This is a genomic window from Helicobacter felis ATCC 49179, assembly GCF_000200595.1.
Classification (GTDB): domain Bacteria; phylum Campylobacterota; class Campylobacteria; order Campylobacterales; family Helicobacteraceae; genus Helicobacter; species Helicobacter felis.
This window is the reverse complement of sequence record NC_014810.2, coordinates 794123-818368: the sequence shown is the minus strand read 5'-3', so window position 1 is coordinate 818368 and position 24246 is coordinate 794123. Positions and strand designations below refer to the sequence as shown.

Annotated in this window: 24 protein-coding genes and 1 tRNA gene; 16 read left to right on the top strand and 9 right to left on the bottom strand. The window is 44.3% G+C overall.

Going from position 1 to position 24246, the window contains the following annotated elements; genetic code table 11:
• The first annotated feature begins 4 nt into the window (after positions 1-4).
• The 4 genes from HFELIS_RS04155 to HFELIS_RS04140 are packed head-to-tail and all read left to right on the top strand — an operon-like array spanning position 5 to position 6183.
• Entirely contained in the window at positions 5-1423 is a 1419-nt protein-coding gene (locus tag HFELIS_RS04155; protein ID WP_013469286.1) for an NADH-quinone oxidoreductase subunit N, read from the top strand.
• Positions 1413-3785 carry a DUF7494 domain-containing protein gene (locus tag HFELIS_RS04150; protein WP_013469285.1) on the top strand — a complete coding sequence of 791 codons (2373 nt, stop codon included), beginning with the start codon at positions 1413-1415 and terminating at the stop codon, positions 3783-3785. The genes HFELIS_RS04155 and HFELIS_RS04150 overlap by 11 nt, the downstream gene beginning before the upstream one ends.
• Positions 3786-3789: 4 nt before the next feature.
• Complete coding sequence (locus HFELIS_RS04145; RefSeq protein ID WP_041302780.1) at positions 3790-4779, top strand: alpha-2,3-sialyltransferase; 990 nt, start codon at positions 3790-3792, stop codon at positions 4777-4779.
• Between the two features lie 9 nt (positions 4780-4788).
• Entirely contained in the window at positions 4789-6183 is a 1395-nt protein-coding gene (locus HFELIS_RS04140) for a phosphomannomutase/phosphoglucomutase (RefSeq protein ID WP_013469283.1), read from the top strand.
• On the opposite strand, the gene HFELIS_RS04135 is transcribed toward HFELIS_RS04140, so the two are convergent.
• A complete protein-coding gene (locus HFELIS_RS04135; protein ID WP_013469282.1) occupies positions 6151-8010 on the bottom strand; it encodes a 6-hydroxymethylpterin diphosphokinase MptE-like protein in 1860 nt (619 codons plus the stop codon). The genes HFELIS_RS04140 and HFELIS_RS04135 overlap by 33 nt on opposite strands.
• A gap of 93 nt (positions 8011-8103) precedes the next feature.
• Here HFELIS_RS04135 and HFELIS_RS09495 point away from each other — a divergent pair, with 93 nt between their 5' ends.
• The 4 genes from HFELIS_RS09495 (at position 8104) to HFELIS_RS04120 (ending at position 10556) form a co-directional block, all read left to right on the top strand.
• Complete coding sequence (locus HFELIS_RS09495; protein ID WP_013469281.1) at positions 8104-8229, top strand: hypothetical protein; 126 nt, start codon at positions 8104-8106, stop codon at positions 8227-8229.
• Between the two features lie 12 nt (positions 8230-8241).
• Positions 8242-9141 (top strand): carbon-nitrogen hydrolase, encoded by a 900-nt coding sequence (locus HFELIS_RS04130; RefSeq protein WP_013469280.1) that lies wholly within the window; start codon positions 8242-8244, stop codon positions 9139-9141.
• Positions 9138-10430, top strand: a complete 1293-nt coding sequence (locus HFELIS_RS04125; protein ID WP_013469279.1) for a Na+/H+ antiporter family protein — start codon at positions 9138-9140, stop codon at positions 10428-10430. The genes HFELIS_RS04130 and HFELIS_RS04125 overlap by 4 nt, the downstream gene beginning before the upstream one ends.
• 41 nt (positions 10431-10471) lie before the next feature.
• Positions 10472-10556: transfer RNA gene (locus HFELIS_RS04120), tRNA-Leu, on the top strand.
• A gap of 5 nt (positions 10557-10561) precedes the next feature.
• Here the strand turns inward: HFELIS_RS04120 and HFELIS_RS04115 are convergent.
• The 4 genes from HFELIS_RS04115 to HFELIS_RS04100 all read right to left on the bottom strand — a co-directional run bounded on the left by HFELIS_RS04115 (position 10562) and on the right by HFELIS_RS04100 (position 13580).
• Positions 10562-11374 carry an SDR family NAD(P)-dependent oxidoreductase gene (locus HFELIS_RS04115; RefSeq protein ID WP_013469278.1) on the bottom strand — a complete coding sequence of 271 codons (813 nt, stop codon included), beginning with the start codon at positions 11372-11374 and terminating at the stop codon, positions 10562-10564.
• Complete coding sequence (galE, locus tag HFELIS_RS04110) at positions 11367-12383, bottom strand: UDP-glucose 4-epimerase GalE (RefSeq protein WP_013469277.1); 1017 nt, start codon at positions 12381-12383, stop codon at positions 11367-11369. Before galE ends, HFELIS_RS04115 begins: the two co-directional genes overlap by 8 nt.
• 71 nt (positions 12384-12454) lie before the next feature.
• Entirely contained in the window at positions 12455-13021 is a 567-nt protein-coding gene (locus HFELIS_RS04105; protein WP_013469276.1) for a DUF535 family protein, read from the bottom strand.
• Positions 12978-13580, bottom strand: a complete 603-nt coding sequence (locus HFELIS_RS04100) for a hypothetical protein (RefSeq protein WP_013469275.1) — start codon at positions 13578-13580, stop codon at positions 12978-12980. The genes HFELIS_RS04105 and HFELIS_RS04100 overlap by 44 nt, the downstream gene beginning before the upstream one ends.
• A gap of 184 nt (positions 13581-13764) precedes the next feature.
• On the opposite strand from HFELIS_RS04100, the gene HFELIS_RS04095 reads away from it, so the two are divergent.
• A complete protein-coding gene (locus HFELIS_RS04095) occupies positions 13765-14307 on the top strand; it encodes an acyl-CoA thioesterase (protein ID WP_013469274.1) in 543 nt (180 codons plus the stop codon).
• Here the strand turns inward: HFELIS_RS04095 and pdxA are convergent.
• From pdxA to HFELIS_RS04080, 3 genes are read right to left on the bottom strand one after another with little or no spacing between them, the layout of a single operon-like run.
• Complete coding sequence (gene pdxA / locus HFELIS_RS04090) at positions 14304-15224, bottom strand: 4-hydroxythreonine-4-phosphate dehydrogenase (protein ID WP_013469273.1); 921 nt, start codon at positions 15222-15224, stop codon at positions 14304-14306. The two genes, HFELIS_RS04095 and pdxA, sit on opposite strands and share 4 nt — an antisense overlap.
• Positions 15214-15993, bottom strand: a complete 780-nt coding sequence (locus tag HFELIS_RS04085; protein WP_013469272.1) for a pyridoxine 5'-phosphate synthase — start codon at positions 15991-15993, stop codon at positions 15214-15216. Before HFELIS_RS04085 ends, pdxA begins: the two co-directional genes overlap by 11 nt.
• Positions 15994-16001: 8 nt before the next feature.
• A complete protein-coding gene (locus tag HFELIS_RS04080) occupies positions 16002-16958 on the bottom strand; it encodes a glycosyltransferase family 4 protein (protein ID WP_013469271.1) in 957 nt (318 codons plus the stop codon).
• A gap of 39 nt (positions 16959-16997) precedes the next feature.
• Here HFELIS_RS04080 and HFELIS_RS04075 point away from each other — a divergent pair, with 39 nt between their 5' ends.
• The 7 genes from HFELIS_RS04075 (at position 16998) to HFELIS_RS04045 (ending at position 23267) form a co-directional block, all read left to right on the top strand.
• Entirely contained in the window at positions 16998-17588 is a 591-nt protein-coding gene (locus HFELIS_RS04075; RefSeq protein ID WP_049776943.1) for a phosphatase PAP2 family protein, read from the top strand.
• 89 nt (positions 17589-17677) lie between these two features.
• On the top strand, positions 17678-18679 hold the full coding sequence (locus HFELIS_RS04070) for a cache domain-containing protein (protein ID WP_013469269.1): 1002 nt from the start codon (positions 17678-17680) through the stop codon (positions 18677-18679).
• Between the two features lie 13 nt (positions 18680-18692).
• Positions 18693-19055 (top strand): hypothetical protein, encoded by a 363-nt coding sequence (locus HFELIS_RS04065; RefSeq protein WP_013469268.1) that lies wholly within the window; start codon positions 18693-18695, stop codon positions 19053-19055.
• A gap of 30 nt (positions 19056-19085) precedes the next feature.
• Positions 19086-20762 carry a methyl-accepting chemotaxis protein gene (locus HFELIS_RS04060; protein WP_013469267.1) on the top strand — a complete coding sequence of 559 codons (1677 nt, stop codon included), beginning with the start codon at positions 19086-19088 and terminating at the stop codon, positions 20760-20762.
• Between the two features lie 49 nt (positions 20763-20811).
• On the top strand, positions 20812-21549 hold the full coding sequence (locus tag HFELIS_RS04055) for a UPF0323 family lipoprotein (RefSeq protein WP_013469266.1): 738 nt from the start codon (positions 20812-20814) through the stop codon (positions 21547-21549).
• Between the two features lie 9 nt (positions 21550-21558).
• Positions 21559-22731 carry a glutathionylspermidine synthase family protein gene (locus HFELIS_RS04050; RefSeq protein ID WP_013469265.1) on the top strand — a complete coding sequence of 391 codons (1173 nt, stop codon included), beginning with the start codon at positions 21559-21561 and terminating at the stop codon, positions 22729-22731.
• Positions 22731-23267 carry a PepSY domain-containing protein gene (locus HFELIS_RS04045; RefSeq protein ID WP_013469264.1) on the top strand — a complete coding sequence of 179 codons (537 nt, stop codon included), beginning with the start codon at positions 22731-22733 and terminating at the stop codon, positions 23265-23267. The genes HFELIS_RS04050 and HFELIS_RS04045 overlap by 1 nt, the downstream gene beginning before the upstream one ends.
• Here the strand turns inward: HFELIS_RS04045 and corA are convergent.
• Positions 23264-24217, bottom strand: a complete 954-nt coding sequence (gene corA / locus HFELIS_RS04040) for a magnesium/cobalt transporter CorA (RefSeq protein WP_013469263.1) — start codon at positions 24215-24217, stop codon at positions 23264-23266. The two genes, HFELIS_RS04045 and corA, sit on opposite strands and share 4 nt — an antisense overlap.
• Between the last annotated feature and the right edge of the window lie 29 nt (positions 24218-24246).

The following is a 24246-nucleotide window of genomic DNA, read 5'->3' as shown; positions in this document are numbered from 1 at the left end:
TGCTATGGACTTCTCTTTTTCGATTCAAGAATTTAACTTTGTTAGCATCTTGCCTATGCTGATTGGGATGGTAGGAGGGGTGTATGTCCTTCTTACTAATGTGTGTCGGGGGCAATTTTCGCGCAACCTGAATGTGTTTTTAGTGCTCTTCATCCTTGCTTTAGATTTTTGGACTCTTTTTTTGCCCATGGGCGCTCCTTCTAGCTTTTATAATTTGATCACAACCGATCCCATCTCTTTGATGGCGCAAAAGTTCATTGTAGCGGCAAGTTTTTTACTCATGTGGCTTGTGTTGAGCAAAGAACGCTTTTCAGAGTTTCAAACTCCCGAGTTTTACCCTCTTTATTTATTTATGGTAACTGGTTTCCAAATCATGGTTTCTAGTAACCATCTATTAATCATTATCTTGGGCCTAGAGAGCGCTTCTTTATCCATGTGTGTTGTTATGGCACTGAATAATAAACATGGCGGACTTGAAGCAGGTTTAAAATACTTTACAATGGGTGTGCTAGCCAGTGTGTTTTTTTCTATGGGGGCAGCATTGCTCTATTTGCTCACAGGCAGTCTCAATCTCTCTGACATGTCCTTTACAGAGAATTTTAGCCCCGTGGTGCTCTGTGTGTGTGCGGCAATCTTTTTGCTTGGTGCGGTGGGTTTTAAGGTTTCTTTAGTGCCTTTCCACACTTGGATGCCTGATATTTATGAGGGAAATAACCCCGTTCTTGCGGGCTTTATTTCCATTGTGCCCAAAATTGCCGGACTTGTGGTGGCGTGGCGGATATTTGCCTTTTTCCTCAGCACGCAAATTATTTTCATACACGCGCTCTTTTATTTCTTAATAGCCCTCACAATCACTATTCCAAATCTTATGGCTCTTGTGCAAAAGGATGCCAAGCGTATGATGGCCTATAGTTCCATTTCACATACCGGCTTTGCGCTTGCATGTGTCTTTGGGGGATGGGTAGAAACGATGTTTGCCTACTGGTTATTGTTTTTGATCACTAATGTTGGAGCTTTTGCTCTGTTTTGGGGTGTGAGCACTAAAGAGGACGCTTTAGCACACTGCTATCATTACCCTTTTGCACGCTTTAACGGCTTGATTCACACCAAACCCCTTCTAGCTCTTCTAGGAGCTGTTTTCTTGTTTTCCCTAGCGGGCATTCCCCCCTTTTCCATGTTTTGGGGAAAAGTGATGATTTTGCAAAACCTCCTCGCGCAACACAATCTATTTTTAGCGATTGTGATGGTGGTTAATAGCGCGATTGCGGCCTGCTATTATCTGCGTCTGTGCGTGGCGATGTTTTTTGCAACCCCTAATACTTCAGGGGCTTTGAACGCTAGCTATCCTGTCTATGCAGTCCTTTTTGGCACGGCTATTCTTTGCTTAGGTTCTATTTCTGTGCTCCAACATTATGCACTTTAAACGCGCGTTTTTATTCTTGGGGCTTTTGTGTGCCCCCCTTTTTGCCCTCACTTTTAGCATCACTCAGGGCAAGGAGGAAGATCAAAATTTTGCAACCCTCACTCTTAAACATGACACGCCTTTTGTGTGCACACAATCCCCTCTTCCCCCTAGAATCATCACCTGCGTGATCCACTCCACCCCCAAGCCGGGCTTTACCCCCATGAACACAACTTTTTTTGACATCTCCTATGACATTAAAGACTATGTGTTTTATTTATACATCAAACCCAAATTCAAACAACAACTCTTCGCCCTGCCTCATGACTATAAGCGGCACATCCCCATTCAAAGCGCTCCTACAAACACCTCTGACACTTGGCAAATTGTAGGTTTTAGCGAGAAAATCCCCTTTCTTACTCCTAAGAACCATACTCAAGAATCTTATACGGGCTTGGATTTTCCTATTATCATCGAGGATGCCCAAACTCCCTATATCCAAGAACTGGGCGTGGATAACCAACCCCTCAATTATTCTAAAGGGGCAGATTTAGACGGCTATTTGCAGGTTAAAAAGCTCATGGGTGAACAATCCTATTTGGCGGCACTCAAGGCGATTGGGAATATTTTTGAAACCTATCCTAAAACCCTCTTTAGAAAAGACCTGTATCTCTATGAAATGATCGCCTTGGATAAACTCAACAAGCGCCAAGATCTCTTGTTGCAGATTGGGGAACGCTGGCTTAAACTCTATCCAGCAGACCCTAAAGTTCCCCATGTGCTCTACCTAACAGGCACGGCCTACGATCGCATTAACCACGCTAAACAGGCACAAAACCAATTCCAACGCGCCATTATCGAGTATCCAGGGAGTCGTTACGCTCCCCTCTCACAAATGCGTTTGGCTGAACAAAGTGCTAATGAGGGCAATAATAGCGGCGCACTTACCCTTTTTCAAAAAGCCTACAGCGGAGCTAAAGATATTGAGAGCGCGAGTCTAATTGCCTTTTCTTGGGCGCGTTTTGATCTAGAAGCCTATGGAGGCAAAAACGCCCCTATACTTGTTCAAAAAATTTTAGAAGCTAATCCTAAGTTTTTCCTAAACTACCCCACACAATCCTACGACTTCCTCACCAATCTAAAAACCCATGCCCTTTTTGCTCCTGCAATTGCTATTGCTAAAATTCTAAGCGATCAAGACAATAACCCCACTATCAAAGAAAAAGCTTCCTTTGATCTAGGTTTTCTCTACGCCAAAAACAACCAACCCAATAAGGCTCACATTGCTAACTTAGAATATTTGGATAATTTTAATAACGCGATGCACATCCCCTTGGTGAAGCAAAGAGATAATGAAATCCTCTTTTTAATGCACGGGAGTTTTGAAGAAAAACTAGCTCGTTTTAATCAAATCCTTAAAGATTTTCCCCAAGGTTCTAGTGAACATCAGAAAGCCTTAGAATACAAAGCCCAGATGTTGCTTGAAGAGCGCTACTATAGCCAAGTTTTAGGTATGGCTCCTGATCTTGCTATGAATTCTGAACCCATGCAACAAGCCTTAGTGGCTTTGGGAAGAAACGCGGTTAAAGAGGGTGATTGTCGGAGTGCAGTAGACTACCTCGTGCAAGTGGCGCCTCTCCAGCCCAATGTTTTCACTCAAGAAGAGCAACTAGAAGCTTTTGATTGTCTTTATAACGCCAAACTTTACAACCAAGCTGGGGTATTTGCCAAAAATGGCTTGCAAAAGAGTCCAGAAAATCCTGAAAAACGAATCGATTGGCTCTATCGTCAGGCCAATAATCTCTATAAACTTGATGATTTTCAAAATTCCTTACTTGCAGCTAAGGACGCTTTCACTCTAGCCACTCTCAAAAAAGCCCAACATTACTATGACATTGCTTTTGTCTTATTTACAGATTACATGCGTACCAATAACCCTTCCCAAGCTCTCGCTCTTTTCCCTCAGCTCCAAAAATGGTTTAAGGGCGATGCGCGCATGATTGATGTCTATGGGCTTTTATTGCAAAATGAGGCCAAAACCACCAACAACCCCACCACTTTGCAGCTTTACGCTACAAATCTCATCGCCTTGCAAAAAGCTCACCAAAACGACTCTTTCACGCCCTATGCCCAACAACAACTTATCAGCGCGTTCATGCGAGAGGGCAAGCTAGATCGTGCACTTGAAGAAAATCAGGCTTTGCTTAAGAAGAGTTTAGAGCCTCAAGAAAAGCAACACACACTTTATATGCAAGGAAGTATTTTAAAACAACAAAATAGAATTCCAGAGAGTCAAAAGGCTTTTGGTGCTTGTATAGCCATTAAAAGCGCCTCTGCTTGGAAAGACCTCTGCCAACAAGCCTTAAGTTTATTGCAACCATAAGGAGATTAATGTTACCCCCCCCCCCCCCCGCAAACCCCTCATTATTGCTGGCAATGGCCCAAGTATCAAAAACCTAGACTATAGTTTCTTCCCCCCAGATTTTGAAGTCTTTAGGTGCAATCAATTTTATTTTGAGGATAGATATTATTTGGGGAACGAAGTCAAGGCATGTTTTTTTAATCCCTCTGTCTTTGAGTTGCAAATGAACACCGTCCGCATTTTAGATGGGCGTAACGAATACACCTTATGCGATTTTTATTGTAGCACTCTTGGTCCAAATCCCTATATTAATGGCAAACCAACGCCCATAAGAGAATTTTTAGATAAACGCTACATTGGCATACGCACCACTCATAACATGCTAGAGGGCTTAGAACCCTTCCAAAACCTACAAGCTAAATTTATAAATCTTAAAGGCCAATGGTTTACTTCCGGGGTGGTGATGCTTATTTGCGCCATCGCCTTGGGTTATCAAGAAATTTATTTGGCAGGCCTTGATTTTTATGCAGATGGACCCGGGCATTTTTATGCTAATCAAAGCGCGTTTTTTAAAATCCACTCCGACTCATCTCATAACAAAGACCTAGACATTGAGGCAATTGAATTAGCTAAACAATACGCTAAACTTTACGCCCTTGTGCCAAATAGCGCGCTCTCTGAAATCTTGCCCCTAAGCCCACACAAAAACGCCCTAAGCATAGAAACTAAAGAGAGGCTAAAATTAGGACAAACCAAGCCGGAGGACTATATTAGCGATGTGATCTTGCCACCTCATTACCTTGAATGTAAAAAGACTTCAGAAAAAAGTCGCAAAGAGGTTTTAAAAGAATTTTTAGATACTAGAGGGGCGTGTTCAGGCAATCTTGTGTTCGAATCCCTGCGTTTTGGCCGCCGTGTGTGCTGTGATGTTTATAAATTTGGCCGGGCGTGCTTGGCTTTATGTAAACCCAAGAATTTTAAACTTATATTTAAACGCAATAAACCTACTCCATAAAGGATTTTGATGCCATTAGATTCGAGCATTTTTAGGGAATACGACATTAGGGGGATTTTTGGGCAGAATTTAAACGAATCTTGCGTGCGCCAAATCGGGCTAGAATTGGGCGCTCTCATGGCTAAGAGTTGTGCTAAAGTGGCGCTAGGCTATGACGCGCGCACCCACTCACCCATTTTATTTGAGTGGCTTAAAAGCGGGCTTGAAAACTTTGTAGAAGTCTATGATTTAGGGCTCATCCCCACCCCTGTCGCCTATTTTGCTACCTTTAACTCCATTGAGGGCGTGCAAATCCCCCACTCTATTATGATCACCGGCTCGCACAACCCCCCTGAATATAATGGTTTTAAAATCACTCTAAATCAAAAACCCTTCTATGGTCAAGCCATCCAAGAGTTAAAAGTTAAAATGCTGGATAACCCCACACCCTATAAGTCTACACCCACTACCACCCACAAGCTCAAGGCAAAGCAAGCCTATCATAGCTACCTCATTAACGCCTTTTCTCATCTTAAAGACTTCTCCTATAAAATCGCCCTAGATTTTGGTAATGGCGTGGGGGCTTTGGGGTTAGAACCCGTGCTAAGGGCGTTAAATATCAGTTTTGATAGTCTGTATCCTAATCCGGATGGCACTTTTCCTAACCACCACCCCGATCCTAGTGAAGCTAAAAATCTACAAGATTTACAAAAACACATGCAAGCGCACAACATCCCCATAGGGATCGCCTTTGATGGGGATGCGGATCGCGTTGCCTTGCTCACACAAAATCACATTTACGCAGGCGATGAGTTAGCCATTCTTTTTGCCCAAAGCCTAGCAAGAGAGGGGATTAAACCCCTTGTGATTGGCGAGGTCAAATGTTCACAGGTGATGTATGACACCATTAACCAGCTAGGTCAAGCGCTGATGTATAAAACAGGGCATAGCAATTTAAAAGTCAAGCTCAAAGAAATTAACGCCCATTTTGCTGCTGAGATGAGCGGGCATTTATTCTTTAACGATCGCTACTTTGGCTATGACGATGCTCTCTATGCTGCTCTGCGCATTTTAGAGCTATTTTTACACTCCACGCCTACAGAGTTAGAGGGTGTCATTAACGCCCTGCCCTATTCGTATAAAACCCCTGAAGAAAAAATCCATGTCTTAGAAGAGGAAAAATTTGCCCTCATTGAACAACTTAAAGATGTATTAAAAGGACAACTTCCTTCAAATTTTCCGCCCATTGTGGAGGTGATTGACATCGATGGGGTGCGTGTGGTTTTTGAACATGGCTTTGCTTTGGTGCGCGCTAGCAACACTACGCCCACGCTAGTAACCCGCTTTGAGGGCAAAGACGAAGCCTGCGCCCAAGAATATAAGGAGGCGCTCTTAAGTCTCTTGCAACATAGAGGCACGCATTAGCTCTAAAGTGTTTAAGATCACACTTTGCGCGTGGGCGTAAAAGGCTGGCAATTCTGCTTGTTGGAGCAAAAGCCCTCTTGCTAGCAGATGTTGGCAGATGTGCGCTAGCGACCCCTCAAATAAAATCCCCATTAAGGGGTCTTGTGCGCTTAAATCCATGCTAAGTGTGCTGAGTTGATCCACCACTTGGTACAAATCTCTTTTAGTATGGAGGGGTTGTTGGAAAATCTTGAGTATTTGGGCGTGGAAAGAAACATAAGATTTGGAGTTTATTTGGACTTGAGGGGTGGGCTGAAAAGCTGTTTTGAGCCTAGTTAGCGCGCGCGCTTTGTTGATGGGGGGTAATTGTAGGTCTTTGGGGCGTGTGGGGTGCGTGTTGGCAATCAATGCCCCGTTAGATAAATTATACACCTCGCTTTTATGCTGTTTAAAGGCTAAACCCATTTGATCCCTAGAGAGAATAAAAAGCCCGTCTGCAAAAACGCGATCCCCAAAGTTAGAGGGGATAGCCAACGCTCCTTGTGGAATCTCCACGCCTTCATGCCCATAATACGAACCCCTAGCATGCTTACTCCTCCCCTCAATATAGCCACAATCCAGCCCGCATAAAATCAAAGTCTTAGAAAATAAACATGCCAAACTCACTCCCGCATTGCCTACAAAGGGCGCGCTGTATTCTATAGCCCACTCTTTAAGGGCATACCCGCTCGCACTCCCCCCACGCATAAACATGTAGCTCTCTTGAGCTAAACTAACCGCGCCCGGATTGCACATATTGGCATAAAGTAAGGGGGTGTGATCTAGGGGGGCTTGTAAAAGGACATCTTTAAGATAGTCGATGCGTTCGATCTCAATTTGAAAATCTATGGCAATTTGGCGGGCTTTAAGGGGTTTGAGAGCCGTCCCACAGCTAAAAATAATCATGCGATCCTGATGAGCCTCTATAAAATCTAGCAGAGTGTCCAAGCTGGGACCATTGCCCACCACACAGATAGGTACATCTACGCGTGTGCAGGTTTTGGGGTTGAGAACCAGGGGGGATTTTTTGAGGTTTTTAAAAGTATTCTTCAAGCCTAACATCTCATCCTCAAAACTTCCCCACCCGCGCAATGCGCTAGATTTTTGGGCATTAAAGCTCTCTAGCGCGCGCGCACTAGCCGGGCTCGTGTAAGGCTTAAATTCTAAATGCAAAAAACTATGGGTGATCTTTTTGGTGCTAAAAATCCTATGCAAAAGCGACTCTGAGAGCGTTTTTAAAAATAGAACACACCCTTTTGGGGGCGTGGCTTTAAAAAGTTTGGCATAGTCTAAAAAATACGCGCTCAAACGCAATAAATCGGGATGTTCCTCAAAGATATACAAGGCATGAAAAAAAGCCCCCTCCTCTAGCAAAAGGGCTAAGAATAACCCCCCAGCCAAACCAAAAATCGCGCTAGGTGGGTAAAAATTTTCCCCAAAATCCCATACATCTTGCCCACTCCCTGTTTGAAAAATCTCTTGACAAGCTTTGTGGGTGAGGGGCAGGTTTTCTAAATCAAAATGTCCTAACTCTACTCCATTTCCTTTAAGTTGCCATTTTGGATTGTGCCAAATACCACGCGCCCACTCTTGAGATATTTCTAGCATTTTATGTTCTCCATCTTCATAAGGGAAAAGCAAATCCCCACTCTCAAGGTGGAGAATATTAAAACCCTGCGGGCTGTTGAGGAGATTATAAGCAGAGGGTGGGGCGAGCAATAGCGCGTGAAGTTTGGGCAGATGGGTTTGAAAAAATTCTAAATTCTTTACAAAGCGTTCTTTGAGGGCTTGCTCACTCAGATCAAGCATTAAATACCTTTTAATTAGATAGGGATTTATAACACATAGGTTTAATTTAGCCCCTTGATTTTAGCTATAATTGTTTTTTTCTAGGAGGCGATAGTGAGTGCAGATTACCCTTTTAACTACGATGAAGACGATTATTTAGAAGATGAGGATTCCTATTATAACTATGAGGAAGACGATTATGATGAATTGGATGGGTTTGAGATTGATGAAGACGATTAGCCACACGGAGGAATGCCCTTGAAACCTGCAAAAATCCACACTGCCATCTTGCAACATGCCTATTGTGGCGATCGCAATTCTACTTTAGAACACAGCGCGGCTATGCTAGCGCATGCCAAACAATTACATCCAAAATTAGATTTGGTAGTTTTGCCCGAACTACACCCTTATGCTTATTTTTGCCAATGTGAAGACCCTAAGCACTTCGTATTGGCGCAAAATTATGCTGAGGATGTCGCATTCTTTAGCAATTTGGCAAAAACTTATGGTGTTGTGTTGGTGAGTTCTCTGTTTGAAAAACGCATGGAGGGAGTGTTCTCTAATACGGCGGTGGTGTTTGAGCGAGACGGGCACGTAGTCGGGATACAGCGCAAAATGCACATTCCAGACGACCCGCGTTTTTATGAGAAATTTTACTTCACCCCCGGGGACACTTTTGCGCCCATCCAAACCAGCGTAGGGAATTTAGGGGTTTTGGTGTGCTGGGATCAGTGGTATCCAGAGGCTGCGCGTATCATGGCATTGAAAAAAGCAGATATGCTCATTTACCCTAGTGCGATCGGGTGGTTTAACGATCCTAGTGAGAGCGATACGGATAAAATCTTGCAAAGAGAGGCATGGTGGGGGGTGCAACGCGGGCATAGTATCGCTAATGTGATTCCTGTCATAGGGTCTAATCGTGTAGGGCTCGAGTTAGACCCCTCAGGGCACACGCAGGGGTTAAAATTCTTTGGCTCAAGCTTCATTTATGGGGCTTTTGGGAAGGAGCTAGCGCGCGGGGGCGAGCAAGAGGAAATCGTTTATGCTTGTATTAATTTAGAGGAGAGCAGGGCGACCCGTCTGATGTGGCCCTTCTTTAGAGATCGCCGTATTGACGCCTATCAGGAGATTCTAAAAAGAGTGGTGGAATGATCTTAAGTAACGCGGCGGTGGTGTCCGTGGTGGTGATGGTGGGCTTGAGTTTGGCGCGGCTCAATATCCTGCTAGCCATCATTGCGGCTAGCTTAGTGGCGGGCGTGATGGGGGGCTTGAGCGTGGTTAAGACGGTCGAGATCATGATTGCTGGCATGCAGGGCAATTTAGAAACGGCCTTGAGCTATGTTCTCTTGGGTGCGTTGGCGGTGATGATCTCAAGCGGAAATCTGATCAAAGTTGTCCTATACAAGCTAGTCGGCGTGATGGATCAAAAAGCCACGATTTTATGCTTTTTCATCGCTTTTGTGGCGTGTTTTTCTCAAAACCTCATCCCCGTACACATTGCCTTCATCCCTATTCTTATCCCGCCTCTGTTGCATTTGATGAACCGCCTGCAGCTAGATAGACGCGCCGTAGCGTGTGCGCTCACTTTTGGACTACAAACCCCTTATATGACCATCCCAGCGGGCTTTGGGCTGATTTTTCAAAATCTCCTTGTAGAGCATTTGAATAAGAATGGTATCCCTACGACCCTCTCCCAAGTGGTGGGGGTGATGTCTATTGCAGGGTTTGCCATGCTTGTAGGTTTGGTAGTAGCGGTGTTGGTGCTTTACAAGAAACCTCGTGTTTATCAAGACAACCTCGTCATCCATACCGATAAACCGCCCCGATTGGAATGGCGCGATTACCAAACTTTAATCGGGATTGTACTCGCCTTTGGGGTGCAACTCTCTACAGGCTCTCTGCCTTTGGGGGCGTTTATAGGCTTGATGGTGATGTTAGCAGGGGGGGTGATCAAATGGAAAGACATGGATAGCGTCATTGATGAGGGCGTAAAAATGATGGCCTTTGTGGCTTTTGTCATGCTAGTGGCTGCAGGCTTTGGGGAGGTGTTGCAAAAAACCCACGCGATCGCAGATTTAGTGAGCGCGACCTCTAGTATGGTGTCTACTAAGTTGGAGGGGGCGTTGTTGATGTTGGCGATCGGGCTTTTCATCACCATAGGTATTGGAACCTCCTTTGGCACGATTCCTATCATCGCTGCTTTTTACTGCCCTTTATGTGTAGCGCTGGGTTTTAGCACCTCAGCGACCATTCTTTTAGTGGGCATTGCCGCCGCACTTGGGGACGCAGGCTCACCCGCCTCAGATAGCACCATTGGCCCCACTACGGGCTTAAACGCCGACAAACAGCATAGTCATATCTATGATACCTGTGTGCCCACCTTCTTGGTTTATAATATCCCACTCATCGTCTTTGGCACCATTGGGGCGTTGTTGCTCTAAGGGGGCTTTAAACTTGTGGGGGGTATAATGCGAGCTTTTACGCGGAAGTGGCGAAATTGGTAGACGCACCAGACTTAGGATCTGACGCCGCAAGGCGTGGAGGTTCGATTCCTCTCTTCCGCACCACTCTTTTACTTTAAAATCCGTTTTCTTAAGATTGTGTCATAAAGTTTATCCGGTAGCCATTTTTTTGCCCATACTAATAAATGGGCATATTTGCCTACAAGGTAGCGCGTTTTTGGGTGAGGGTTTTCTAGGGCTTGAAGAATACTTTTAGCCACAAGCAAGGGTTTATCCGCGTCTTTATAAACATTTGCATAGAATCGCGCGCTTTTATCTAGTTCTTCTTTATAAGGGCTAGGCTGGCTTACATACGCCCCAAAAGCCCCCTCTCCCCATTTGGTTGTAATGGCCCCGGGCTCAATCAACACCACTTGCACTCCAAAGGGCACTAGCTCTACACGCAAAGCATCACTATAAGCCTCTAGGGCATATTTGCTCGCATGGTACCAGCCTAAAAACATGCTAATGGATCGCCCCGCGCTTGAGCTTACATGGATGATCTTAGGAAAATGGGGGTTAGCGCGTAGTGCCCCTAGTAGCAGGGAATTAAGCCTGCCAATACTAAAGAGATTGAGCTCAAAGAGTTGCCTAGCCTGCTCTAAACTCTGCTCTTCTAAACTCCCAAAGAGTCCGCGTCCGGCATTGTGAATCACTCCATCTAAATATGGTTCTTTAGATAAAATCTCTTGTGCGCAAGTTTCTAGTTGGGTCAAATCGCATAGATCGCAATCCAGGCGCACGCATTGGGGATGTTCTAGCTCTTTGAGCGCGCTCACCTGCCTAGAGAGGGCGTAAAGTTTGTAGCCCTTTTTTAATAAGAGGTGCGCGCATTCTAAACCGATCCCACTACTCGCCCCCGTGAGCACCACCACCTTAGACATGCTGTTTGCCTAAATATTGTTCCCATTCATACGCACTTTTGATAATGCCCTCTAAATGGTCAAATTGGGGTTTAAAGGCCGTTTGGCTTAAAATCTTAGTATTATCGGCAATCAAGCTTGCCGGATCGCCCGCACGCCGATCTTGTAACTCTACCTTGAAATCCACCCCTGAAACCTCTTTGACTTTATCGATAACTTCGCGCACACTATAGCCCCGCCCATAGCCTACATTGTAAATCTCACTCTTAGAGGTGCTTAGTAGGGTTTTAAAGGCTTCTAAATGCGCTAAGGCAAGATCATCTATATGGATGTAATCTCTAATGCAAGTGCCATCTGGGGTGGGGTAATCTGTGCCAAAGATTGCCATCTTGGGGCGTTTATGTGTGGCGCATTCACAGGCGACTTTAATTAAATGCGTGGCGTTCAATGCTCTTTGTCCTAAAGCATAAGGGCTAGAATAATCATTGAAACGAGTCGCCCCGGCCACATTGAAATAACGCAAAATCGCACAAGAGAGCGGGCTATCTAATAAAATGCGTTCGCTCATCATCTTGGAAGCACCATAGGGGTTAATCGGATTTAAAGGGGTGTCTTCACTGATAGAATGATTATTATGTGCATAGACGACAGCGGTAGAAGAAAAGAGAAAATGTTTAATGCCATATTGCACACAGAGTTTGACAAGCTGTAGAGTGTTGAGAGTGTTGTTTTCATAGTAGGCTAGGGGCAGGCGCATGGACTCTTCTACTAAAAGCTTGGCTGCAAAGTGCAAAACCCCTTGAATCTTTGCGCACCTGCTTTGCAACAAAGCATCTAGGGCTTGAGTGTCGCTTAAATCTAGGTGCACAAACTCTACGCGTTCTTTATAAAAATGTTGCAGAGTTTGGGCATGGATTTCAAACCCTGTGCTGAGATTATCGAGGATAAGGATTTTATAATTTGTGCGTTCTAAAAACCACCGCGCCACACTTGAGCCAATATAGCCGCAGCCTCCTGTAAAAACTAACATGCAAAGCCCTTTTTAGATAAATATTATCTAAATTTGGCTTTTAGAGCAGTTCTCCATTTTATGACCTATTTTTAATCGTATTTTATTACCAATCTTCCTTGGAGATTGTTTTCTATTTCATCTAAAAGTTTCCAGCGTTTTTTGCGGATAGAGCGTTTTTTTTGGGGATAGTATGTGATATCTCTGTGGGTGTGGGGTAAATTGTAATATGAGCGTCCCTCGATCTCTACCAAATCTACCTCATCTGCTCCACGTTTCATAAAAAAATCATCGTAATCGCGTATAAGTCCCTGATGATTCGCAGACCTAGCATAGCTTACTTGTGCTACACCTGGGATACCTAGAGTTGTATTCAATCCTAAAATCCGCGTGAGAATCTTTTGCAACTCTGCTAAAAAAGCGGCTGGGTGGCAACAGCAATGTTTGGTCAAAAATTTAACATGCTCTTGTGTTAATCCCTTTCCTCCTTGCACACAAGCAACAAGCAACTGTAGTTGGGGAGTAATACAAAATGAAGAATGGTATAGCGTGGAAATATTTTCTTTTTTATAAAGAATTTCTAGTGTTAAAAAACCTTCTGTATAAAAATAGTGCTTAAGTGCTAGACAGAAAGAATATGTCCCCCCCCCCCCCCGCATCTATGAAAGTGTAAAACTCCACACGCCTTAAAGTTAAAAAATCCTTACGCTCAGATCCATCGTATGCCTGCAAATTTTGTAGGATTTTCAAGTTAAATACCAGCCACTCCATGCGCTCCGTGTGAGTGAGACGAGCATCTCCAAAACCCAAATAAACGGCAAAAAGACGTTCAAAAGCCTTTTCATGAGGAACAAGAGTTAGAAGTGTTCTCATTAAAATGCCATTTTCTTTCAGCCAATTTTCCATTTTATCTAGCATTGATTGCCAAATTCTTTCATCCAAACCATGGTCGCAATTTATTTGTTGCAGCATTGCGACATTTAGTTCAGAATCGCGTCGAGAAAACCACCACAGAACCTTTAAAATTCTTAAACAATTAATTCTACAGAAGTTAGGAAAAAGACGCCTCACTACCTCAAAGCTTAAAAGCACCACGCGTTTTGAAAATGACTTGCAAGTCTTGATAACGCGGCGCATATCACTCTTTAATCTCTCCACATGTGTGTTAGATCGCATCTTGCCACGCGCTTGTTTTAAAATTTTTTCTATTTGCAACATTTACCAACTCCATTGATCTTAATGAGGGTTAATAAGACTTATTGAGTCTTAAATAGAGGCACGACAAAATCAAATAACAAAACTATTATAACGCAATAATCAGATTTTAGGCCAGATTAAAAAGCCTGTTGAATAAGCGTTATCTAAATTTAGTTAGATTACCCTTTTTTTTCAAGGAGTTTTTATGAGTGAACAAGAAAAATTACGCGTAGACACTACTGCGAGCGTGGGCGATCCTAGACAACTCACCATGTCGTTTCTAGTAACCCCTAGTATGGTTAATTTTAACAATGTTATGCACGGGGGCGAATTGCTGAATTTGCTCGACAAAGTGGCTTATGTTTGCTCCTCACGCTACTGTGGTTGTGGCACGGTAACTTTGAGCGTGGATCGCGTGCTCTTCAAACATCCTATTCCTATTGGCACGCTGGTAACTTTTTATGCCAGTATCAACTATGTAGGCACCAAGAGTTGCGAGGTGGGGATTAAAGTTGTCTGTGAAGATTTTAAGGCTAAAACGGCAGTGCACACCAATAGCTGTTATTTTACAATGGTGGCTATGAAAGATGGCAAAACCATGCCCATGCCTCCCTTTATTCCTCAAACAGATAAAGAGAAAGAGCGCCATGAGCGTGCTATCCGCCGTAAGGAAATGCTAAAACGCACCCAAAAAGCCGCCCTCAAAGAGGAGCAAGAACGCCTAACCCAAGCCCAACAAAGTAGTTAGGCTAAAAGGTAATAAATCACATTGCAGTAGCTTTTGATGCTTGCCTTGTTTTGGTAGGCGATGTCAAAAGCGCACCCGTGATCCACGCTAGCGCGCCTGATGGGTAGATTCAAAGACACATTGATACTCTCTTCAAAATACAAGGCTTTAAGGGGAGCTAGCCCTACATCGTGGTAAAGCGCGGCAAAGTAGCGGTACTTTTCTCTAAAATGGGGCGCAAAGGCACTATCAGCAGGGATAGGACCTAAAAATTTAGGGGCTTTTAGGGCTATGTTGGCCTTCTCGATCGCCTCCTGCACGATGCTATCCTGCACCCCAATAGCCCCCCCATCTCCACAATGTGGATCAATCCCTAAAACCACGATTTCGCGCGCTTGTGGTAGTGCACCCCCCAAGGTGTATAAAAACTCTGCCAAAGGTTTTAAGCGCACACGATCACTCACCGCACTTAAAGGAATGTGATCGCTAAAGAGAGCGACCCACAGACTAGGGCAACCAAGCATCATGATCGCCTCTTGTTTGTAGCGATCTCTTAAAAGCGCGGTGTGTCCGGGTGCGCTCACTCCGGCTAGTTGCCATGCTTTTTTATGGATAGGCAGAGTGCACACACCGCTGATCTGCTTGGTATCTGCTAAATCTAGGGCGTGTAAAAAACTAGCGTAGCTGTAAAACCCACTAGACTTATCCACTTGGGCAGGCTTGATGAGAGGCATAGGGGCTGTAGGCTCTGCGCATTGCATAGTTTCTAGGGCGTGGGTGTAGGCGTGATCTAAGAGTGTGTTAGCCTGCTCTAAAAGCTCTCTATGCACGCAGTAGATCGGTTGGCAGGTTTGGTTGATGTGTTGGTGGGCTTTAAGGGCGATCTCTAGACCTATCCCATTGGCATCTCCAATAGAGATCGCAATTTTAGCGCGCAATTCTGATCGCCTCTTGCATGTCTTGAAGGGCACGCTCCAAGCCCACCATGATTGCCCTAGCCATGATGGCATGCCCGATGTTGAGTTCTTGCAAACTCTGTATGCGCGCTATAAGTCCTACACTAAAGTAATTTAACCCATGCCCAGCGCACATTTCTAAGCCCATTTTTTCTCCCGCTAACGCGCTTTGCTCCAACTCTTGCAAGCTTGTAGTGAGCATGTGTTTTAGCGTGGCATTATCTTGGGGTAAGTTAAGGCGGTTTTTATGATGCTTGAAGTTGGAATACAAAGTGTTGTAGAGATTGCTAAATTGGCCCGTGTGTAATTCCACCACACGCACCCCTAGAGAGCGCGCGCGCTCCAAATTTTCCAATCCCGGGTCAATGAAGAGGGCAACCTCTATCCCATGTTCTAAATAAGTTTGAATCGTTTGGGGTAATTGGGGATGCTCTAAGTTAAGTCCCCCCTCTGTAGTGATTTCTGCGCGCTTTTCGGGCACTAGAGTTACCTTAAAGGGGCGTTGTGCGCATAAAATTTGGGTGATCTGTGGGTCGATCGCACATTCCACATTCACGGGCATGGGGGTGTGTTTGATCACGCTAGCTAGATCGTCTTCGTGGATATGGCGGCGATCCTCTCTCAAATGCAAAGTGATCAAATCCACACCCACATTTTTAGCAATAAAAATCGCCTCTAGGGGGTCGGGTTCGTGGATTTTGCGCGCCTCCCTGAGCGTGGCGATGTGATCGATGTTTAAACCTAAGCGCATAAAACTCCTTAAGGGTGATTTCTTAGCCATTGATAACTGAGCGAATAGATCCCTATAAACGCTCCCACAAGCATTAAAAGCGCATAAGGTTGTTGGCGATAAAGAAAACTAAGCAACATAAAAGGCAAATTCAAGCCCACCACAACAAGCCCTGTTAAAGCATTGGGATTTAGAGGAGTGTTTTGGCGCGACAAGGCTTTAAAAAGCAAGGTGTGCAGGTGCAGGGCATCGGGCAGAGTGGCTTTTTGTTTTTGGAGTTTGCGCCTAGCAATGGAAAAAAGCACCTCTGTAACTGGATACACCATTAATGCCAATCCAAACCACACGCTCACCACGCCTCTAAGGGCTAAATCCATTAAACTTGCCCCACACACCAGCCCCAAGAGGTAAGCCCCCCCATCGCCCAAGAAAATATAGCCCTTAGGGAAATTGAGCACCAAGAAGCCTAACACCCCTAACAAGAGGGCTAAAAGTGCGGGGTTGGGCTCAATGGTGTATAAAATCCCCAATACCGCTACGCTCAACCCCCCCGCCAGCCCATTAAAGCCATCGATGATATTTATCGCATTGATCACCCCCACGAGCATAAAAACGCTAAAAAACCACGCAAACCAAAGGGGTAAGGTAAGCAGAGGATTAAAATTTGTCAAAACAAGCGACCCCGTACTCACCAGCAAAGCCACACCCGCACTTTGCAATAAAAGACGCTTTTTAGGGCTTAAGGGACGGTTGGTGTCTTCTAAAAATCCGCTCAGAAATACCAAAATCCCGCCCGCTAGCATGTTCCAAGATAACCCACCCCCAAGCAAAAACACGATAAAAATCCCCAATCCCCCCGCGCGCGGAGTCCTTTGGGTGTGGAAACCTTGGGGTTTGTGGGCGTTATCCACAAACAAAGACGCGCGCTTGGAGTAAAAAATGACCCCCAACGCACAACAAAAACTCAGCAGGAAATAGACAAGCATGTCCAATATTATACCTAACAAAATGCTATAATGGGGGTTATGCGAAAAATCATGCGAGCGGGTTTAGCGTTGTTGCTCTGTGTGCGCTTGGAGGGTGCGCCTAGCGCACAAGAGGTCAAGGTGTTAGAAGATATTGGGGATGTCTTGCGCTTGATGCCCATCTTTGTAGGCGTGGTGAGTTTGGGCATGCGCGATTATAGAGGGATGGCGGAATTAGCCGTAGGAAGTGTTGTAACTCAAGGGGTGATCTATGGAATCAAGGGAGCGTTTCAAAGCGCGCATGATCGTGGGGCGAAAGTGCCCTTTGCTAAACGCCCTTGCTGTGATAGCTGGCGGGGGATGCCCAGCGGGCATGCGGGCGGGGCATGGAGTGCAGCGGGTTTTGTTTTTTATCGCTATGGCTGGAAGCCTGCTTTGCCTGTGATCGCTCTAGCTGTGCTCACCGATGCGAGCCGTGTGGTGGCGCGCAAACACACCATCTTGCAGGTGGTGGTCGGGAGTTTGATCGGCTGGGGCTTTGCTTACCTCTTCACTTCTAAATACCGCCGTAATTGGGAGCTCTACCCTGAAATTGGGCTAGATGAGAAAAAGGGGATGCACTACGGTTTGGCCGTACATTACCGCTTTTAGGGATAGCGGTTTGAACACCTACACTCTAAAGGAGGCACAATGCGCTTAAGCTTGAAAATTCTTATCAATTTCTTTTATCCATACTAAGTTTGGGCATTGTTTTAAGTGTGGTCGCCGATCACAAACGCCAACAATTTGCGCACAATCTCATCAAAGCGAGCGAACAGCAAAATCTCACTAAGAAAGAGGAAAACCTCAAGCGCATGTATGAGCTTTTAGAATATTCGTTGCATATTTTTAACACCACTCAAGATAAAGAGATAGCTCTACAATCTGCGCTCAATCTTATTTCAAAAATCAATAACAATCCGGACATTTATTACATTGTCGTAGTGGATAAAACCGGTAAGGTGGTTTACGATCCAGTTGTGCCCCATATGCAAGGTCAAAACGGCTTAGATGCTAAGAGCGCAGATGGAGTCTATTATGTGCGCCGCTTCTTAGAATTGGCCAAAGCGGGTGGGGGTTATGTGCGTTATGTGATGCCTAAAGTGGCCGGGGGTGTGCCTGAACCCAAAGTAGCTTATGCGCACTACGATCCTCAAGAAGACCTAATTTTCGCGGTTACCTCTTACTATAGCGACATCCATCAGGACTTTAAGGTTTTAGAAAACATCACCAAAGTCCAAGCTTCTAAAGACTCAAGAGATTTGATCTTGTGGAATTTCATCATTATTGTAGCTGCCTTAGTCATTTCAGCCGTGTTTATGCATCTGCTAATTTTTAATCGCTTCAAGTCTCTTGTCTCCAGGGTTGCTACCTTTGTTTATGGTGATAGGGATTTAACAAGTCGTTTTGAGGTGGACGATTCTAAAGATGAAATTGGAAAAACGGGCACTTATATTAACCAGTTTGTCGAAAATATCCACAGAGTGATGAAAAATATTTCAGCGCACAGCATACAAAATCGATCTTTGGCCGATTCTTTGCATGGCATTATCACAAAGTCTACAAACACAACAAGAGAAAATATCCAAAAGATCAAAACACTCCATGCCACTTCTTTGGAGCTCTCTGGGATTATCCAAACATCTTTGAGCGAAAGCAGAGATCAACTCTACCATTGGCCTGATTGTCCAAGAGATCAGTGATGTAGCGACTCAAATGGGATACAACTCTAAAAAGATCAAGAGTTTGAGTGAAAATAGTTTGGAGGTGCAACAAAATTTTAAGGGCATGAGCGAAGATATAGAAACGATGGTAGAGAACACGCAGGGGTTTATCCAACACTATATCCAAACAAGCCAAAATATCACCACAATGATTGATAATCTTACGATCATTGAAAATGGCGTTCAGAAATCAGAACATAATGCCAAAGAAGTTTTGCAACTTTCTAATTCTTTGCACAAATCCACAACCGCTCGATGCAGACATCAATCAATTCAAGCTATAAATTGGCCGCAAAAGTCCAAAATTAAGTCCTTTAAGCATTGCCTGCTTTTAGGTGTTTGCGTGATATATTAACACATTTTGATATTCTCTGAAGGGGTATTTATGCGCCTAAGTCTTAAAATCACAGGCAATCTCTTTTTATCTTTAGTGGTGTTGGGAGCGATTCTCGTCTTTGTGGCAGACTACAAAAGACATCAGTTAGTGCGAAGCATCATCAAAAAAACCAAGCAAGAGGGCATTCAAAAGAAAGAATACGCTCTCAAATACATGTATGGCCTGATTGAGCGTTCCTTACATTTATTCTACCAAACACAAAACAGGCAGGAAGCCTTGCGCTCCTCCCTAGAATTGCTCAGAGAAATTAATGGAGACACTAGCATTTATTATATTATGGCCGTAGAGAAAACCGGACGCGTGCTTTTAGACCCTACCAATCCAGACAATGCAGGCAAGAATGGTAATGGTTTTGTGAGCGCAGATGGAATTTACTATGTCAAAGATTTTATAGAGCAAGCCGATGCAGGAGGCGGGTATGTGCGCTATAAAATTCCTAAAAATGCGCAGGGTAAGCCTGAATCCAAAGTAGCTTACGCCCACTACGACCCTTCTGGAAATATTATATTGGCAGTTACCTCATACTACAGCGATATTACCAAGGATTTTAGTGTTTTAGAGTCGCAGGTAAAAAGACAGGATAGTGATGACTCTAAGGTTTTAGTGGTGTGGAATGTAAGTATCATGGTGGGTATTATGGCCATCTCGGCTATTTTGATGTATTTCACTATTTTTAATCGCTTAAAAGCCCTAGTTACAAAGATCGCTACTTTTACGCATGGGGATCGGGATTTAACAAGCCGTTTTAAAATAGACAACTCCAAAGATGAAATTGGACAGGCAGGCACTTATATTAATCACTTTGTGGAGAATATCCATGAGGTGATGAAAAATATCCAATACCATAGTGTTGAAAATAGAGCATTAGCCGATTCACTGCAAAAGATTATCACTAATGCCACTAAAGATACACAAGCTAATGTGCAAACTATTAAAGAGCTCTATGCCTCCTCTTTGGATTTTTCCAACACAATGAAAGTTTTGGTCGGTGAGGCGCAGGGAGTGGGCGATAAATTGGGCAAAACTCAAGATTCAATCAATATTTCCAACACATCCCTCAGCGGTATGCTAAATCATATTTTAGAAGTCGCTCAAACCGAAGAAACTCTCGCGTTACAAATCGAACAACTTAGCAAAAACGCAGGTAGTGTCAAAAGCATTCTGCATATTATTAATGACATCGCCGAACAAACTAATTTATTAGCACTCAATGCTGCTATTGAAGCCGCACGCGCAGGCGAACATGGAAGAGGTTTTGCAGTAGTAGCTGATGAAGTGCGTAATTTAGCCGCACGCACCCAAAAATCTTTAGCAGAGATCAACTCTACCATTGGCCTGATTGTCCAAGAGATCAGTGATGTAGCGACTCAAATGGGATACAACTCTAAAAAGATCAAGAGTTTGAGTGAAAATAGTTTGGAGGTGCAACAAAATTTTAAGGGTATGAGCGAAGATATAGAAACGATGGTAGAGAACACGCAGGGGTTTATCCGCAATTACACACAAACAGGTGAAAACATCAATACGATGATTGGCAAACTCACCCAAATTGAGAAAAACGCCCAAAAATCTGCCAAGAGTGCTAATGAAGTGCTTGAATTGGCAAATTCTCTGCATTCTTCTACCGCAGATTTGGATGCCGACATCGGGCAGTTTAAGATATAACTTTGGCAAAATTATGCTAGCATAGGGGCTTTTAAAAAGAAGGATGAAAATGCGCACACCTTTTAGGAAGATTTCAGATTATGCTATCGTGGGGGGTCTTAGTGCTGTGGTTGTGGTGGCTTTAGCGGGTTGCAAGGACGATTCGCACAGCACTCAAGAAAAGCCCAAAGAAACGAGCCAACAAACCCAACAGGTTAAAAAGGGCGCGTTGGTCATCTTGCAGGAACAGCCTGATAAGAGTTATAAGGTCGCTGAGGAGTATCCAAGCGATAAAACACGGGTGGTGATGCGCGATATGCAGGGCAAGGAGCGCATGCTCTCTGATGAGGAAGTGCAAAAGCTCATCAAAGAGGAAGAGGTTAAAATTGACAATGGCACAAGCCAACTCACTAAGCCCCCTGCTGAGGGAGGAGGATCTGGACTAGGCATTGGTGCGGCTATTTTGGGGAGTGCGGCCGGGGCTATTTTGGGAAGCTATATAGGCAATAAACTTTTTAACAATCCCAACTATACTCAAAACGCCCAAAGAAATTACAGCTCACCCCAAGCCTACCAACGCAGTCAAAATAACTTTAGGGGCACCTCTAGCACACCTTCTAGCGGGACGCGTAGCGGGTTTTTTGGATCGCAAAACCACAGTCCAACGACAAATGCTCAGAGCCCAGCCAACACCGGACAAACTAGGCCTACAGCTCATCCAACCACCCCCTCAGCTCCCACACAAAGCACTACACAGCAGGGGCGTAGTGGCTTTTTTGGAACGCAGCGCGGATCTAATATTTCTTAAAGGATAACCATGCGCCTTAACACTTTAAATCCCCTAAGTAAGCAAGCCCTAGAGGAGATCGGGCTAGATTGGCACACCGATCCCGATCAAAGTCCTTATATCAGCAATGATCTAGTTGTGGTGAGCCAGCAAGAAGCAAATGCCTATTATGAGGCTTGCAATGAGCTTTACGATATGTTTGTAGAGACTGCTCAGATGGTCATTGAACAAGAACGCTTTTTTGAGTTAGATATTCCTAATAGCTTGATTCCGATGATCAAACAAAGCTTTGAGGAAGATGTGCATTGGCATATTTACGGGCGTTTTGACTTGGCTGGAGGATTAGATGGCCAGCCTATAAAACTCTTGGAATTCAACGCTGACACCCCGACCATGCTCTATGAGAGTGCGGTGATCCAGTGGGCTTTGCTCAAACACAATGGCTATAATGAAGACCTACAGTTTAATAATATCCACGAAGCTCTCACACAGAATTTTAAACGCCTTGTAACTTTGAGCGAGGATGTGAGTCAATTTGAAAACATGTATGAGGGTTGGAAGATTCTTTTTTCCAGTGTACGGGGGAGTGCTGAAGAAGAGAGAAGTGTCAAATTTTTACAAGATGCTGCACGGAGCGCAGGCTTTGAAACGCATTTTGCCTATATGGATGAAGTGCAGTTTAACCCTGAGGAGGGGGTCTTTTTTGAGGGAGTGAATTACGAATTTCTGTTTAAACTCGTGGCTTGGGAGAGTATCGCTATTGATGAGCCCGAGCTAGCTTTGCTCATGCAAGACATGATGGCTAACCAAAATACGATTTTTTTGAACCCCGCTTACACGCTGTTATTCCAAAGTAAACGCTTTTTAAAAGTACTTTGGGAACGCTACCCTAACCATCCCTTGCTCTTAGAAGCTAGTTACGAACCCTTGAAAAACAAAAAACAAGTGCGCAAGGTTGCCTTTGGCAGAGAGGGAGCGAATGTGCAGATTTTAAACCCAGATTTAAGCGTTGTTCACCAAACACAGGGGGTTTATGGCAATCATAAACCAGTGTATCAAGAATACGCCCCACTCAACCAAGTGGGCGAATTTTACTACCAACCCAATGTCTTTTTTGCCTATGAAGCGTGTGGACTAGGCTTTCGTAAAGGGGGACTTGTGATGGATAATTATTCTAAATTTGTCAGCCATGTTTTGCAGTGATGCGTGTTCAAAGCATCTATAAATTTCACGCCTATGCAAGCGTGTTTTTCTTGCCTTTTGCGTTGTTGTTTGTCATCAGTGGGGTGGCTTTCTTTTTAGATTTTGGTTCTAATAGCGGGGCCAAGATCACCAAGTGGAGCGTGCCCCTTGTGGCTAAAGAGAAAGAATTAGAGTTTCTCCTAGATTTTTTGAAACAAAAAAATATCGCCCTGCCCTCTAAAATCGAGCCTAGGAGGCATAAGGGGGCGTTGCTCATTGGCACGGCAGGCTATGAGGTCAATATTAACTCTCAGGGGGATAAAAGCGTCATTACGAGCATACATCGTAGTGTATTGGGCATACTCATGCAGGTGCACAAGGGCAAAGCCGGCAAACCCCTTGTAATCTTTGGCATTGTCTTTGGGGTGTTTTTGTGTTTGTTTTATCTGAGCGGATTGCTCATGGGCTTTAAGCGCAATAACACAAAAGGCATTCTTAACGCGTTTGTCTTAGGCTTAATTGTGCTAGGGGGCCTGCTTTGGTTTGCTCTCAACTAGAGCCAACCTTTCTTTTTAAAATATAAAATGGGTAGGATAGTCGAAACGACCATCGCGACAATCGCAACGGGATAACCAAATTCCCAACGCAATTCAGGCATCACCTCAAAGTTCATTCCATAAATAGTGCCAATCAAGGTAGGGGGCATCATCGCCATCGTCGCTACGGTGAAAAGCTTGATAATCTTGTTTTGCTCCACATTGACTTGAGAAGTGAAAAGGTTCTGAATATTATCTAGGGCGTTGAGATTAGCCGTGCTAAACTCTACCAAAGAATTAAAATCCTTGATGATAATGTTGAAGTCTTTCTTAGTTTCGCTATCGACTTTATTGCTCTTTAAAAGGGCAGTGATGATGCGCCGTTTGTCAAAGAGCGAGTCCCGTAATTCCATGTTAAATTCTTGCAAGAAAGAGAGAGAAATTAGGGTTTCCTCGTGAGTGCAGGCTTCTAAATCAAAGACGATTTGCTTACGCAAGGCACTGGTTTCGCGATTAACCTCTTCTAGGCAATCCGCACCCTTTTCAAAATAGAGTTCTAGGATTTTGCCCAAGATGTCAAAACCATCATGGAATTTTTTAGGGCTAGCCAATACGCGCCGTTGCACTTCTTGGAAAATGGGAAAATCACCATGGTAGAGGGTAAAAAGAATATTATTGGCAATAAAGTAGGTGATCGCTTCGGTGTGGAAAGCTAGAGGCGAGTCTTTGTAGATAAAGTAGGTGTTGATAGTGATAGAGGTGCTGTTTTCCCAATACTTGACTACCGCGCTTTTTTCAGGGTCTTCGTAGAGATTAAGGTCGTAATTTTGGGCGATACAATAGAGTTCGGCAAAAGTGGGGTTGATGAGCTCATACCATAGGATATTTTGCTCTTCAAAGGGAAAATTTTCAAAATCTTGAAAGGTAAAAACTTCTACAAGTTCGTTATTTTTGGCAAAGACATTGATCATGCCCTCTTCTCCTGCAACACGACGGGCAT